The 14,354-nt window shown below is 68.2% G+C and carries 14 protein-coding genes; 7 read left to right on the forward strand and 7 right to left on the reverse strand.

What is annotated here, in order from left to right; translation table 11 throughout:
* Window positions 1-258 precede the first annotated feature (258 nt).
* Genes ABE423_RS09590 through coaBC form a run of 3 tightly spaced genes read right to left on the reverse strand, consistent with a single transcriptional unit; the run spans window position 259 to window position 4,349 of the window.
* Window positions 259-2,604, reverse strand: coding sequence for a phosphomannomutase/phosphoglucomutase (locus tag ABE423_RS09590; RefSeq protein WP_346485862.1), 2,346 nt, complete (start codon window positions 2,602-2,604; stop codon window positions 259-261).
* A 12-nt stretch (window positions 2,605-2,616) separates the two neighbouring features.
* Window positions 2,617-3,090, reverse strand: a complete 474-nt coding sequence (dut, locus tag ABE423_RS09595; protein ID WP_032130326.1) for a dUTP diphosphatase — start codon at window positions 3,088-3,090, stop codon at window positions 2,617-2,619.
* Window positions 3,087-4,349: a bifunctional phosphopantothenoylcysteine decarboxylase/phosphopantothenate--cysteine ligase CoaBC gene (gene coaBC, locus ABE423_RS09600; RefSeq protein ID WP_346485864.1), complete on the reverse strand. Its 1,263-nt coding sequence runs from the start codon at window positions 4,347-4,349 to the stop codon at window positions 3,087-3,089. The genes dut and coaBC overlap by 4 nt, the downstream gene beginning before the upstream one ends.
* A gap of 228 nt (window positions 4,350-4,577) precedes the next feature.
* Between coaBC and ABE423_RS09605 the strand changes: the two genes are divergently transcribed.
* From ABE423_RS09605 to ABE423_RS09620, 4 genes are all read left to right on the forward strand, one after another.
* Window positions 4,578-5,204: a response regulator transcription factor gene (locus ABE423_RS09605; protein WP_293798007.1), complete on the forward strand. Its 627-nt coding sequence runs from the start codon at window positions 4,578-4,580 to the stop codon at window positions 5,202-5,204.
* Between the two features lie 70 nt (window positions 5,205-5,274).
* Window positions 5,275-5,979, forward strand: a complete 705-nt coding sequence (gene radC / locus ABE423_RS09610; protein ID WP_032130338.1) for a DNA repair protein RadC — start codon at window positions 5,275-5,277, stop codon at window positions 5,977-5,979.
* A 114-nt stretch (window positions 5,980-6,093) separates the two neighbouring features.
* Window positions 6,094-7,782, forward strand: a complete 1,689-nt coding sequence (gene argS / locus ABE423_RS09615) for an arginine--tRNA ligase (RefSeq protein ID WP_012478915.1) — start codon at window positions 6,094-6,096, stop codon at window positions 7,780-7,782.
* A gap of 21 nt (window positions 7,783-7,803) precedes the next feature.
* A complete protein-coding gene (locus tag ABE423_RS09620) occupies window positions 7,804-8,709 on the forward strand; it encodes an SPOR domain-containing protein (RefSeq protein ID WP_032130329.1) in 906 nt (301 codons plus the stop codon).
* Between the two features lie 158 nt (window positions 8,710-8,867).
* Here the strand turns inward: ABE423_RS09620 and ABE423_RS09625 are convergent, their stop codons facing one another.
* The gene (locus tag ABE423_RS09625) at window positions 8,868-9,620 is read right to left on the reverse strand and encodes an SDR family NAD(P)-dependent oxidoreductase (protein ID WP_019337645.1); all 753 of its coding nucleotides are present in this window, start codon (window positions 9,618-9,620) and stop codon (window positions 8,868-8,870) included.
* 117 nt (window positions 9,621-9,737) lie between these two features.
* Between ABE423_RS09625 and ABE423_RS09630 the strand changes: the two genes are divergently transcribed.
* A complete protein-coding gene (locus ABE423_RS09630) occupies window positions 9,738-10,205 on the forward strand; it encodes a DUF1456 family protein (RefSeq protein WP_005411992.1) in 468 nt (155 codons plus the stop codon).
* Here the strand turns inward: ABE423_RS09630 and ABE423_RS09635 are convergent.
* Complete coding sequence (locus ABE423_RS09635; RefSeq protein ID WP_346485869.1) at window positions 10,174-11,061, reverse strand: LysR family transcriptional regulator; 888 nt, start codon at window positions 11,059-11,061, stop codon at window positions 10,174-10,176. The two genes, ABE423_RS09630 and ABE423_RS09635, sit on opposite strands and share 32 nt — an antisense overlap.
* 50 nt (window positions 11,062-11,111) lie before the next feature.
* Here ABE423_RS09635 and ABE423_RS09640 point away from each other — a divergent pair, with 50 nt between their 5' ends.
* Complete coding sequence (locus ABE423_RS09640; RefSeq protein WP_032130332.1) at window positions 11,112-12,353, forward strand: MFS transporter; 1,242 nt, start codon at window positions 11,112-11,114, stop codon at window positions 12,351-12,353.
* Here the strand turns inward: ABE423_RS09640 and ABE423_RS09645 are convergent.
* On the reverse strand, window positions 12,350-13,048 hold the full coding sequence (locus ABE423_RS09645; RefSeq protein ID WP_032130339.1) for a TorF family putative porin: 699 nt from the start codon (window positions 13,046-13,048) through the stop codon (window positions 12,350-12,352). The two genes, ABE423_RS09640 and ABE423_RS09645, sit on opposite strands and share 4 nt — an antisense overlap.
* Window positions 13,049-13,226: 178 nt before the next feature.
* Between ABE423_RS09645 and ABE423_RS09650 the strand changes: the two genes are divergently transcribed.
* Entirely contained in the window at window positions 13,227-13,616 is a 390-nt protein-coding gene (locus ABE423_RS09650; RefSeq protein ID WP_032130333.1) for a DUF6165 family protein, read from the forward strand.
* A 7-nt stretch (window positions 13,617-13,623) separates the two neighbouring features.
* On the opposite strand, the gene ABE423_RS09655 is transcribed toward ABE423_RS09650, so the two are convergent.
* A complete protein-coding gene (locus ABE423_RS09655) occupies window positions 13,624-14,295 on the reverse strand; it encodes a response regulator transcription factor (RefSeq protein ID WP_180838492.1) in 672 nt (223 codons plus the stop codon).
* Window positions 14,296-14,354 lie beyond the last annotated feature (59 nt).

Genomic DNA, 14,354 nt, shown 5'->3' on the forward strand with positions numbered 1-14,354 from the left:
GGGTGTCAGCCGCATGGGCCCGAGGCATGCCTCGGGCGGGTTGGGCAGGACGCCCAACCCCGGTCTTGCCGTGTGCGCAGGACAGCGCACACGAGCAAGCGGCTGCCAAGCCTACAGGGACGTACTTGCGGCGTCCCCGCACTCCGACACCGCCCCGCCATCTCGCGGATAGCTCGCTATTGATGTTGATGTTGATGTTGATGTTGATGTTGCTGCTGCCGTTGCTTCGGCGGGTGCCGGGCGCAGCCCGGCCCCACCTCAGAACCCCAGCGGGGTGTCGCCCAGCACCGGTTGCAGCTGGCTGCGGAACAGCGCCTGGATGCGTTCCAGTGCCGCCTCGTCGTTGCCTTCGAAACGCAGCACCAGCACCGGCGTGGTGTTGGAGGCGCGCACCAGGCCCCAGCCATCGGGGAAGTCCACGCGCAGGCCATCGATGGTCGACAGGCGACCGCCCACATACGGGTTGTCCGGCGACTGCGCCGCCGCCACCAGCATCGCCACCAGCGCATGCGGCGTGCCTTCGGCCACCGGCACCTTCAGCTCCGGCGTGGCCACCATCTCCGGCAGCTCTGCCAGTACCTCGTCCGGAGTCTCCTCGCGCTGGGCCAGAATCTCCAGCAGGCGCGCAGCCGCATACAGGCCATCGTCGAAACCGAACCAGCGCTCCTTGAAGAAGAAGTGGCCGCTCATCTCGCCAGCCAGCTCAGCATCGGTCTCGCGCATCTTCGCCTTCATCAGCGAATGCCCGGTCTTCCACATCAGCGGGCTGCCACCATTGCGCAGCACGTGGTCGGACAGCTTGCCGGTGCACTTCACGTCGTAGATCACCATCGCGCCCGGATTGCGCATCAGCACGTCGGCGGCGAACAGCATCAGCAGGCGGTCGGCATAGATGATCTTTCCTTCGCCGGTGACCACGCCCAGGCGGTCACCGTCGCCATCGAAGGCGACGCCGAGATCGGCACCGAAGCGCTTCACCGTCTGCACCAGGTCTTCCAGGTTGGCCGGCTCGCTGGGGTCGGGATGATGGTTGGGGAAGGTACCGTCGACATCGCAGTACAGCGGGATGACTTCCGCACCGATCGCTTCCAGCAGCTGCGGCGCGAGCGCGCCGGCCACGCCGTTGCCGGCATCGGCCACGACCTTCAACGGGCGGTCCAGCTGCACGTCGTCGGCGATGCGCTGGATGTAGTCGGCGCTGACATCGCGCTGCTGGTAATCGCCCGGCTCGGCGGCCTGTACCAGGCGGCCTTCGACGATGCGCTGGTACAGATCGGTGATGGCATCACCGGACAACGTCTCGCCGCCGATGACCACCTTGAAACCGTTGTACTCGGGCGGGTTATGGCTGCCGGTGACCGCCACGCAGGTGCCGGTACGCAGATGGAAGGCGGCGTAGTACACGACCGGGGTCGGTGCCAGGCCGATGTCGATCACCGCGCAACCGGCGCGCCTCAGGCCCTCGGCCAACCCTGCGGCCAGTTCCGGGCCGGACAGGCGGCCGTCGCGGCCGATCACCACCTCGCGCAGGCCCTGCTCCAGGGCCACGGTGCCGATGGCCTGGCCGATCAGCGCCGCCGTTTTCGGCGTCAGTTCACTGCCAACCACGCCGCGGATGTCGTAGGCGCGGAAGATACCGGCCGCCAGTTCCTCGGCCGGAACCGGTGGCGGGGGCGGCGGTGCACTTTCAGTTGTGCTGGCCTCGGCCACCGGCGGCGGCGCCATCTGCAGGCTCTCGCTCAGGGTCGGGCCATGATCGGCTTCCGCCACGGTCGCCCGACGCGGCAGCGGCAGCGACTTCGGCAGGCGGCCGCGCCCCACCGCCAGCAGCACGGCGATGAACGCCAGCAGCAGCGCAACGATGGCGCTGGCCAGCGAACCCAGGCCCAGCGGACCAGGTTCGACATTGGGTACCGCGGCCACCAGCCGCAACGGCGTCCCCGGAATCGGCCGGGCCAATGCTTCGGCGCTTTCGGCCAGGCCGGCATCGCCCTGGGCGACGAGGTCATGCGCGCCCTGGCGCAGGCCAAGGAAACCGGCCGATGGCGCACTCACCTGGTCCAGCGGCGAGGTCAGCCGCAGCAATGGCTGGCGCACGTAGAGCACCGCCGGGCCGAGACTGCCCAGTTGAACCGGCGCTGCCAGGCCCAGGCGATTGCCACCGCCATCGCGGACCACGCGCAGGCTGGGCTTGCCTTCGGCCAATGCCGCTTCCAGTAGCGCCAGGCGGGCATAGCCAAAGGCGGCCGGGTCGGCGTAGGCGTTGGCCAGATCGGCGGTCAGTATCTCGGCGTGCTCGACGCCGGTCCAGCTCTCGCGGACCGCGAGTGCCGCCGCAGCGGCATCACCGGCCTGCAGCGCCTGCTGCACGCGCTCGTTCTTCAGCTGCTGCTGCAGCTGCTTCAGCTGGCCGGCAGCGGCCTCCTGCAGGCCCTGCACGGCCTGGTCACGTGCAGCTTCCAGCGCCTGGCCGTTGGCCTCCTGGCGCCATTGCTGGACTGCGCTCCATCCGAACCAGCCGGCCAGCAGGATCAGCAGCACCCCCAGTAGTGGCGCACTGCGTCCCAACGACCGTCCCCGCTGTCCTTCCCCGATGCCGCTCATCGATGTCCCCTGTCAACGCACCCCGGTATGGCCGAATCCACCCGTTCCCCGCACGCTGTCGGTGAAAGTATCCACCACCTGCAGGCTGACGCGGGCAATCGGCACGATCACCAGCTGCGCGATGCGATCGCCCGGCTCGATGGTGAAGGCCTCGCGGCCACGGTTCCAGACGCTGATCAGCAGCGGGCCCTGGTAATCGGCGTCGATCAGGCCGGTGCCATTGCCGAGCACGATGCCGTGGCGATGGCCCAGCCCCGAGCGCGGCAGGATCACCGCGCACAGGTTCGGGTCGGCAATGTGGATGGCCAGGCCGCTGGGCACCAGCGCGGTGTCACCCGGCTGCAGGGTCAGCGCGGTATCCAGCGCCGCGCGCAGGTCCATGCCGGCGCTGGCTTCGGTGGCGTAGGCCGGCAGCGGCCAGCTGTCGCCGAAGCGCGGATCGAGCAGCTTGACCTGCAGCGGTTGGGAAGTGAAAGCCTGGGTCATGCCTGGAGTCTCCGCGCGATCAGCGCCAGCAGTTGTTCGGCCAGCTCACGCTTGGAGGTGGCCGGAAATACCTGTTCACCGTCCTGCCAGAAGGCCGTGGCGGCATTGTTGTCGCTCTCGAAACCGCCGCCGCTGATGCCGACCTGGTTGGCGATCACCAGGTCCAGGCGCTTGTCGACCAGCTTGCCACGCGCGTATTTCTCCACGTCGTGGGTTTCGGCGGCAAAGCCGACCACCAGCTTCAGCGACTGCGTCTGCGCAGCCACCTCGGCAAGGATGTCCGGCGTGCGCACCAGCTCGATCACCAGCGACTGGCTGTCGGCGGTCTTCTTCAGCTTCTGCGGCGCGACCTGGCGCGGCGTGTAGTCGGACACTGCAGCGGCACCGATATAGATGTCGGCCGGCAGCGACTTCAGCACGGCATCGCGCATCTGCGCAGCCGAGCGCACGTCCACACGCTGCACGCCGGGCGGCGTCGGCAGCTGTACCGGGCCGCTGACCAGCACCACCTGAGCACCCATCGCGGCGGCGGCCGCGGCCAGGGCAAAGCCCATCTTGCCGCTGCTGCGGTTGCCGACATAGCGCACCGGATCAATGTCTTCATAGGTCGGGCCGGCGCTGATCAGCAGGCGCAGGCCCTGCAGCGCGCGGGTTTCCGGCGCGGCAACCGCAGCGGCGGCACCGCCGTTGGCGGCCAGCGCGGCCACGATGTCGGCCGGTTCGGCCAGCCGGCCGGGACCGGATTCACCTTCGGCCAGCGGGCCGTCAACCGGGCCGATCACCTGCGCGCCGCGCTGGCGCAGCAGGGCGATGTTGGCCTGGGTGGCCGGGTGCAGCCACATGCGATGGTTCATCGCCGGGCAGATCGTCAACGGCGCGGTACTGGCCAGGCACAGCGTGCTGACCAGGTCATCCGCATGGCCCTGGGCCAGCCGGGCCAGCAGATCGGCGGTTCCCGGGGCAACCACGATGCGGTCGGCCCAGCGCGCCAGCTCGATGTGGCCCATGGCCTGTTCGGCGGCGCTGTCCCACAGCGTGGTGCGGGTGGGCTGCCCGGACAGGGCCTGGAAGCTGAGCGGAGTGACGAACTGCTGGGCACCGGCGGTCATCGCCACCTGCACCTGGGCACCGGCGTCGCGCAGGCGCCGCACCAGTTCCAGGGCCTTGTAGGCCGCGATCCCGCCTCCGACGCACAACAGCAGTTTCTGACCTTCCAGCGCGCGGGCCGGCGCGGGGGAAGCGTTGGGGGAGTCAGCCACCTGGAATTCCTGTGCAAACGAGGGCGCTAGCTTACCCGATGGTCGGTAATGTCCCGGTGCAGGGTGCACATAGCGGACAGCTATCAGCAGATGGAGCACGTTGCGCTTGACCCGGGGTTTGCCGGGCATCGGTTTCGGACCTTTCCTATACCTCTGCGGGTCTGCGCTTTTGCAGAATCAGGCATTGGCTGCCGTCTGCCGTGGCCTGTTCGACCTTCGAGGAGCCTCGTGCATCCACGCATCATCATTGCCGACGACCATCCTGTGGTCCTGCATGGCATCCGTATCGTGCTGCAGACCCACCTGATGGACATCGTCGGCAGTGCACGTGACGGCGCCCAGCTGCTGGAGCTGGTGGACCACCACGACTGCGATGCGGTGCTGACCGACCTGTCGATGCCGGGTGACGGCCCGGACGGTCCAGAGCTGATCGACGCGCTGCGCGTGCGTCACCCCGGGCTGCCGGTGGTGGTGCTGACCGGCGCCCGCCATCCCGGGCTGCTGGACGGACTGCTGCGCGAGGGCATCAGTGGGCTGGTCGACAAATGCGCCGATTTCGCCGAACTGCCGCAGGCACTGAACGCCGCACTGGCCGGCCAGGTGTTCGTTTCCCAACAACTGCGCCACCACCTGCAGGCGCGCGACCTGCTGTTCCCGCGCGAACCGGCGCCGCTGTCGGCGCGGGAACAGGAAGTGCTGGATCTGCTGGCGGCCGGGCTCAGCGTGAATGCCGTCGCCGAACGCTGCGGGCGCAGCCCGAAGACCATCAGCCGGCAGAAGGCCGAAGCCAAGCGCAAGCTGGGCCTGCAGAACAACCAGGAACTGTTCGACTATCTGCAGACCCGGCGCGGGTGAGGCATCGCCCGACCCGGTGCTGCGGTGTGCACCGATGGGAGCCGCCACCCGGGCTGGCGATGATGCAGGCATGCCCATCCATGACTGGCCCGAACAGGAACGCCCCCGCGAGAAGCTGATCGCGCGCGGGCCCACGGCACTTTCCGACGCCGAACTGCTGGCCCTGTTTCTCGGCTCCGGGTTCGGTGGCCGCGATGCCGTGCAGACCGCGCGCGACCTGCTGCAGGCGCACGGCCCGTTGCGGGTGCTGCTGGACCGCCCCGCGCGTGACCTGGCCCGCCTGCCCGGGCTCGGCCCGGCGCGCAGCTGTACGCTGGCTGCCGGGCTGGAACTGGCCCACCGCTACCTGGCTGCCGAGCTGGAACACGGCGAAGCGGTCGGCAACAACCCGGCCGCGGTCGGCCGCTATCTGCAGCACCGCCTGCGGGGGCAGGCCCGGGAGATCTTCATGGCCCTGTTCCTGGACAACCGGCACCGCCTGATCGCCTGCGAGGAACTGTTCCACGGCACCATCAACGCCGCACCGGTCTACCCACGCGAAGTGGTGCGGCGCGCCCTGCTGCACAACGCGGCGGCGGTGATCCTCAGCCACAACCACCCTTCCGGCGACCCGGAACCCTCCAGCGCCGATACCCGCATCACCGACGAACTGCAGCAGGCACTGGCGATGGTGGACGTGCGCCTGCTGGACCACTTCGTGGTCGGTGAGGGCCGCCCCGTTTCGTTTGCTGAACGAGGCCTGCTGTCGCCGCCCCAGCCCCGCCTGTTCGGCTGAGCGCCCGCCCTCCAGGCGCCATCGGTCGCCCCCACAGGCAGGTTTCGGTCAGCGTGGCCGCTGGTATCTGCGCTAAAATGGGCGATTCCGCCGCTCATTCTCACAGCAGGCCTCGTGAAAAATCTCCTCCGCGCCCTGATCAGCCAAGGCATCGAAGCCTTGCGCGCCAATGGCACCCTGCCCGCCGACTCCCTGCCGCCGGACTTCGTGGTCGAGCGCCCGAAGACCCGTGACCACGGCGACTTCGCCACCAATGCCGCGATGCTGCTGGCCAAGGCCGCGCGCAGCAATCCGCGCGCACTGGCACAGGCGCTGGTCGAGGCACTGCCGCGCAGCGAGGACGTCAGCAAGGTCGAGATCGCCGGCCCCGGCTTCATCAATTTCCACCTGGCGCCGGCCGCGTACCAGCGTGAAGCCGCGTCGGTCATCAAGGAAGCCCACGACTACGGCCGCAACCTGTCCGGCAATGGCCGCACGGTGGGCGTGGAGTACGTGTCGGCCAACCCGACCGGCCCGCTGCATGTCGGCCATGGCCGCGCGGCGGCGATCGGCGACTGCGTGGCGCGCGTGCTCGACGCCAACGGCTGGAACGCCAAGCGTGAGTTCTACTACAACGACGCCGGCGTGCAGATCGAGAACCTGGCGCTGTCCACCCAGGCGCGGATCAAGGGCATCGCGCCGGACCAGGATGGCTGGCCGGAAGGTGGCTACCGCGGTGAATACATCGCCGACGTCGCCCGCGCCTACATGGCCGGCGCCAGCGTCGATCTGGAAGGCAGCACCGTGGTCGGTGCCAAGGACCCGGACGACATGCAGGCGATCCGCCGCTTCGCTGTGGCCTACCTGCGCAACGAGCAGAATCTGGACCTGGCCGCGTTCGGCGTCGACTTCGACATCTATTTCCTGGAAAGCTCGCTGTACGCCGATGGCAAGGTGGCCGAAGCGGTCGCCAAGCTGCAGGCGTCGGGTCATACCTATGAAGAAGGTGGCGCGCTGTGGCTGCGCAGCACCGACTTCGGTGACGACAAGGACCGCGTGATGCGCAAGTCCGACGGCACCTTCACCTACTTCGTGCCGGACGTGGCCTACCACCTGTCCAAGTGGCAGCGCGGCTACGAGCGCGCGATCACCGAGCTCGGCGCCGATCACCATGGTTCGCTGGCACGCGTGCGCGCCGGCCTGCAGGCGATGGAAGTGGGCATCCCGCAGGGCTGGCCGGAGTACGTGCTGCACCAGATGGTCACCGTCATGCGTGGCGGCGAGGAAGTGAAGCTGTCCAAGCGTGCCGGCAGCTACTTCACCCTGCGCGACCTGATCGAGGAGGCCGGCCGCGATGCCACCCGCTGGTTCCTGATCGCGCGCAAGCCCGATTCGCAGCTGACCTTCGACATCGACCTGGCCCGCCAGCAGAGCAACGACAACCCGGTGTTCTACGTGCAGTACGCGCACGCCCGCGTCTGCAGCCTGCTGCGCCAGGCACAGGAGAAGGGCCTGGTGTACGAACAGGGCAATGGCCTGGCCAACCTCGGCCGCCTGGCCGACGACGCCTCGCTGCTGCTGATGAACGAGATCTCGCGGTACCCGGAAGTGGTGGAGGCGGCCGGCGTGGCGCTGGAACCGCATCTGGTGGCGCAGTACCTGCGTGAATTGGCGCACGCGTTCCACACGTGGTATCACGGGACGCCGGTGCTGGTGGAAGACGCTGCGGATCGCAACGCCAAGCTGACCCTGGCCTGCGCCGCGCGCCAGGTGCTGGCCAACGGCCTCGAACTCCTGGGCGTCAGCGCCCCGGAAAAAATGTAAGCATCAGGAGACGCAGTACACATGGCAGCACGACGCGGCAAAAACCAGGCACGACGCAACAGCAGCAGCCAGGGCACACCCGGATGGGTGTGGCTGGTCGCTGGCGTGGCGATTGCGGCCGTGGTGTTCCTGGCGGCGCCGAACCTGTTCAAGGGCGAAGGCGATGGCTTCCTGCGCGCCGGTCCGCAGCCGAACCCGAACGCGCAGCCTGCCCCGGTCGCTGATGCCGACAGCGATGTCGGCACCCAGCCGGCCGCGCAGCCGGCCACGCCGAAGCCGGCCGAACCGGAAAAGCCGGCCGCCACCCAGTACGACTTCTACACCCTGCTGCCGGGCAAGGAAGTTGAAATGTCCGACGCCGAGCTGGCTGCCAGCGCGCGTGCTGAAGACCAGCGCCGGGCCAAGGCTGAAGCGCAGCGCGCGCAGGCGGCACTGGAAGGCAAGCCGGTTCCGCCGCCAGCGGCTACCGCGCCCGCACCGACGGCAACCGCCAGCGTGGCCAGCACCGCGCCGGTGACCGCCACCAGCCGTCCGCTGCCGGCACCGCTGAGCGAACGACCGGCTGCGGCAACGCCTCCGGCCAGCACGCCGACGGCGTCGACCAGCACCGCCGCCGCCACTCCGGCAGCGCGTGCGGAAACCGCGCCGACCGCGGCCACTACCGCAGGCGCTGCGGCACCGGCTGCCGCCGACAATGCCCGCTACATCCTGCAGGCGGGTGCGTTCGGTGCCTCCGGCGATGCCGAAGCGACCAAGGCCAAGCTGGCGATGATGGGCCTGGCGGCACGCGTCGAATCGGCGCAGATCAACGGCAAGACCGTGTACCGCGTGCGCATGGGACCGTATGGCAGTGCAGGTGAACTGTCTGAAGCCAAGCAGAAGCTGGATGGCACCGGCCTGCAGGCGATGGCGATCAAGGCACAGTGAGTCTGCCGAAGTGAATGAAAAAGCCGGGCACAGCCCGGCTTTTTTTTGTCTGTGTAGAGTCGAGCCTATGCTCGGCTTCTGTTGAAAGCAGTCGAGCATGGCTCGACTCTACAAAGGGCGAAGAGCAGTCGAGCATGGCTCGACGTTACAAATGAACGTCAGCCTTCGCGGGCGACCTGGAAACCGGCGAAGGACTGGCTGACCGGCATCAGTTCCAGGCGATTGATGTTCAGGTGCGGCGGCAGGCTGGCCACCCAGAAGATCTGTTCGGCGATGTCTTCGGCGGTCATCGGGTTGGCGCCGGTATAGAGCTTGTCCGACGCCGCCTGGTCGCCATGGGTACGCACCACGGTGAACTCGGTTTCGGCCATGCCCGGCTCGATCGTAGTCACGCGCACGCCGGTGCCGTGCAGGTCCGAACGCAGGCCGAGCGAGAACTGGCTGACGAAAGCCTTGGTGCCACCGTAGGCATTGCCGCCCGGGTACGGGTAGACGCCGGCCACCGACGAAATGTTGATGATTGCGCCCTTGCGCTCCACCAGCTGCGGCAGCAGGCGGTGGGTCAGGGTCACCAGCGCGGTGATGTTGGTGTCGATCATCGTGGTCCAGTCCGACAACTTGGCGCTCTGTGCCGGCGCAGTGCCCTGCGCCAGGCCGGCGTTGTTGACCAGCAGATCGATCTCGCCAAAGGCCGGCGGCAGTGCCAGCAGCGCCGCTTCCATCGCCACCGGATCGCGGATGTCGAAGGCGGCGGCATGCACCACGTCCTTGCCGTAGCGCTCGACCAGCGGCTGCAGGCGTTCGCCGCGGCGGCCGGTGGCGATCACCTTCCAGCCCGCCTGGGCGAAGCGGTGGACGGCGGCGGCGCCGAAGCCGGACGTGGCGCCGGTAATCAGGACAGTGCGGGTCATCAGGCAACTCCAGGGGGAAAAACCAGACCCCCATTCTGGCACCGTCGGCCGGGGGTTGCGTTGCCTGATCGGCCAGATCCGGCCCCACCTGTCGGGGTGACCGGTACAATTGGGGCCATGATCAACAACGATGTCCTGCGCAGCGTGCGCTACTCCCTGGACCTGGGCGACCACCACGTGGTGACCCTGTGCCAGATGGCCGACCCGGCCTTCGCCGTGGATCCGGAACAGGTGAAGGCCTGGCTGCGCCGCGAGGACGAAGCCGGTTTCGAGGCGATGAGCGACAGCGCGCTGGCGCACTTCCTCGACGGCCTGATCGTGCACCTGCGCGGTCGCGACGAAAGCCAGCCGCAGCGTGCGGTGGAAACCCGCATCGACAACAACCTGGTGCTGAAGAAGCTGCGCGTGGCCTTCCAGCTGCGCGACGTCGATCTGATGGAGATCTTCGCCAGCGCCGGTTTCAACGTCTCCAAGTCGGAAGTGGGCGCATTGTTCCGCCAGCCCGGGCACACCAACTACCGGCGCTGCCTGGACCAGATGCTGCGCAATTTCCTCAAGGGCCTGAGCCTGCGCCTGCGCGGCTGAGCACGGCCTCGACGAACGCACGCGCCGCCGGTGTCGGCAGTCGCTGCCAGACCAGGTGCACGCGGCGGGTCGGGGTCGGCTGCAGCGGAATCTGTACCACCCCCTGGAACCCGTCGGCGATCAACGCTGGCACGATGCCAACCGCCAGCCCATGGCGAACGAAGCGCTCGATCAGTTCCATCAGATTGACCTCGAAGCGCACCGTGTGCGGCAGGCCAGCGGCAGCGAAGGCATCGTCGGTCTGCCGCCGCGCACCGGTGCCGCGCGGAAAGTCGACCAGCGCCTCGTCCTGCAGTTCGGTCAATGGCAGCCGCTTGCGGCGGGCCAAGCGGTGCGATGGCGCCAGCACCGCCACCAGGTCTTCTTCCTGCAGCATCTGGTGGCAGACCCCGTCCAGCCCCGCCGACGGCGCCAATCCGACCAGTGCCACGTCCAGCTCTCGCGACTGCACCTGCGCGATCAGGTCCTCGCTCTTGTCGACCCGCAGCTGGAACTCCACCTGCGGGTGCGCCTGCTGGAAGGCCGCCAGCATCGCCACCACATCGATGTCGGTCAGCGAGGAGATCTGCCCGATCGCCAACAGGCCACGCACCTCGCCAGTGACGGCGGCCACGTCGGCACACAGGTGGCGCAGGCTGGCCAGCACCTGGCGTGCATGCACCAGCAGCGCCTCGCCGGCGGCGGTGGCCCGCACCTGCCGCGGCAGGCGCTCGAACAGGGGCGTACCCAGTTCCTGCTCCAGGTAGGCAATCTGGTGGCTCAACGCGGACTGCACCACGTGGCAGCGTTCTGCGGCGCGGGTGAAATTGCCCTCTTCGGCCAGGGCGACGGCAAACTCGAGCTGCTTGAGATTCATCCAACTATCTCGTTTACAGATGGCATGGATGATGATGATTCATTTCCATCATGGCCGCAGCAGGCGGACACTGTGCATCCCGCTTTGTGGAATACCGCGTGAGTCCGTCCCTCCCCCCTCTGCACCGCTGGCAGGTGCTGCTGATGTCGGTGGCTACCGGCGTGGCCGTGGCCAGCAACTACTATGCGCAGCCACTGCTGCACACCATCGCCGATGCCTTCGGTGTGCCGTTCGGCCAGGTCGGCATGGTGGTCACTGCCGCACAGCTGAGCTATGCCGCCGGACTGATCCTGCTGGTGCCGCTGGGAGACCTGTTCGAACGCCGCCGCCTGATCGTGGTGATGAGCCTGCTGTCGGCAGGCGGGCTGGTGATCAGTGCCTGTGCACCATCGCTGGCCTGGTTGCTGGTCGGCACCGCGATCACCGGCCTGTTCTCGGTGGTGGCGCAGGTACTGGTGCCGTTTGCGGCCACGCTGGCCGCGCCGGAACATCGTGGCCGCGTGGTCGGCACATTGATGAGTGGCCTGCTGCTGGGCATCCTGCTGGCGCGCACCGTGGCCGGCCTGCTTTCCAGCCTGGGCGACTGGCGCCTGGTGTATGCGATCGCCGCCGGCACCCTGGTGCTGACCGCGCTGGCGCTGCAGCGCGGCCTGCCGCGATTCCACCACAGCGCCGGCCTCGGCTATTTCGCATTGCTGCGCTCGATCGGCGTGCTGTTCGTGCAGGAGCCGGTGCTGCGCCAGCGCACCCTGCTGGGCGCCTGCAGCTTCGCCATGTTCGCGATCTTCTGGACGCCGCTGGCGTTCCTGCTGGCACAACCGCCCTACGCCTACAGCGATGCCACCATCGGCCTGTTCGGGCTGGTCGGCGCCGCCGGTACGCTGGCGGCCGGCCTGGCCGGGCGCATGTCCGATCGTGGCCAGACCGGACGTGCCACTGCCATCGCACTGATGCTGTTGCTGCTCTCGTGGCTGCCGTTGGGGCTGTCGGCACACTCGCTGCTGGCGCTGCTGGTCGGCGTGGTGGTGCTGGACCTGGCCGCGCAGCTGCTGCACGTGAGTAACCAGAACCTGATCTATGCACTGCAACCGGCAGCGCGCAACCGCCTCAATGCCGGCTACATGACCGGCTACTTCATCGGCGGTTCGCTGGGTTCGCTGCTGTCGGCGCAGGTCTACCAGCGCTTCGGCTGGACCGGCGTCTGCGTGGCCGGTGCTGCGGTGGCCATGCTGGCCCTGCTGCTGTGGCTGCCCGGCGCGCTGCGCGCGCGCCAGGCTTCGGTGACTGACTAGAAGCTGCCCTGCAGCGCCAGCTCCCAGCGTCCGCCGGCATTGCCCGGAAACAGCCGCTTCGCTGCGTTGTCGGTGTCATGCACGGTGGCGCGCAGTTCCCATGCCGGGGTCAGCGAGGCGATGGCACTGAGCTGGCCATGCAGGTAATCAGGCCCCTGTGCGGTGGCCAGCCAATACTGGCCCACCGCCGCTTCGAGGCGGAACCGCTCGTGCAACGGCACCCGCACACCCAGCTGGGCGTAGGTGCCGCGATGGCCGCCCGCCAGCGCGTCGTTGGAATGCGCCAGCTGCAGCCAAGCGCGCTGCTTCCAGGTCACGGTGGTATTGAGCTCGGTCCAGTCCAGCGCGCGGCCGGTGCCCGGGTACACGTAGCGGGTCAGGTTGGCATCCAGTGCCCAGTCCGGTGCCAGTGCACCACTCCAACCGGCCACCAGGTCGAACTCGCTGCGCGCGCCGTTGTCCGGCTTGAACGATACGTTGGACCCCCACACGCTGGCGTACCAGCCCGATGGGATCGAGACCTTCGCGCCGGCCTGCACCGCCGGGTCGCCGTCGCTCTGCGAGCTGCCGCGCCACACGTAATCGCTGGTCAATGCGGCACTGCCACTCACCTGCACCTGCGCCTGGGCGGTGCCGATGCCGAGCAGCCCTGCCAGGGCGGCCACCACTGCCGCCATCATCCCCTTGCTGTTCACTGCACTGTGTTCCTCGTCGAAGGCGGTCACGCCGCCGGGACCGCAGTGTCGAGGCGGTGGCCGTAACGGATCGAGGGTGCTGCCGGGCCCGTGGCGCAAATTCGGCGTAAATCCCGCGGACCGGGGCCACATGCCAGCAGCGCGGTATCATGGCGCCCTGTTTCCAGGAACCAACCGCGTGGACGCCATCCTGACTCCGGTATCGATCGGCGAGCTGATCGACAAGATCACCATTCTCGAGATCAAGGCCGAGCGCATCGACGATGCCGCCAAGCTGAGCAACGTGCGCACCGAGCTGGACGGCCTGCTGCCGTTGCTGCAGCTGCAGCTGCAGGCTCAGCCGGCGCTGGCCGTGCTGAAGCAGCAGCTGAAGGCGATCAACGAGCGCATGTGGGACATCCAGGACCAGCTGCGCGACAAGGAAGCGGCCCAGGTGTTCGACGATGCCTTCATCCAGTTGGCGCGTGGTGTCTATGGCACCAATGGCGAGCGCGTGCAGGTGAAGAACGAGATCAACCGCGTGGCCGGTTCGGCCCTGGTGGAAGAAAAGCAGTACCAGGGCGAGTAACGCCACCTCAATCAGCGTCGATCAGATGGCGGAAGCGGAACAGCTCGCCATCGTTGCGGATGCCCAGCTTGCGGTACGCCGCTCGCTTCTGCGTGCTGATGGTGCTGGCTGCACGCCCACTGCGGCGTGCCATCTCGCCGGTGCTGCAACCACGCAGCACCCACTGCAGGACGGTGCGCTCGCGGGTACTCAACCGTGGTGAACGCATGGACTGCTGGCGCTGCCGACGGGACTGGTTCAACTGTGCACGCAGATCCGGCGGCACGAAGCGCCCGCCACGGGCAACCACGCTCACTGCCCGCAGCAGCATCTGCGGCGCGCAGGCCTTGGACAGGAATCCGCGCGCACCGGCCTGCAAGGCCAAGGACATGACACCCGCGTTGCAGTGTGCGGTCAGCACCAGGATCGGCACTGCCGGCCAGTGGCGTGATAGGTGCCGCAGCAGTTCCAGGCCTTCGCCGCTGTCACCGATCGGCAAGGCGTCGACCAGCAGCAGATCGATCGCGGCCGCCTGCTGCTGCAGGCGCTGCAGCAGATCACCGCTGCGGCCGTAGCTTCCATCGACCTGCAGGCCCGCCTGCCGGGCCAGGACTTCCTGCACGCCATGCCGCAACAGCGGGTGTGGATCCAGCAGCAAGAGGCGGCAGGGAGAATCGCGGGGCGACGGAAACGTGGGCATCGTTGCATTCCTGCAGAACAGGCCACTCACCCTAGGGCGCAGCCGACGCCTGCGGAATC

The organism is Stenotrophomonas sp. TWI1409 (assembly GCF_039673015.1).
Classification (GTDB): Bacteria; Pseudomonadota; Gammaproteobacteria; order Xanthomonadales; family Xanthomonadaceae; genus Stenotrophomonas; species Stenotrophomonas maltophilia_A.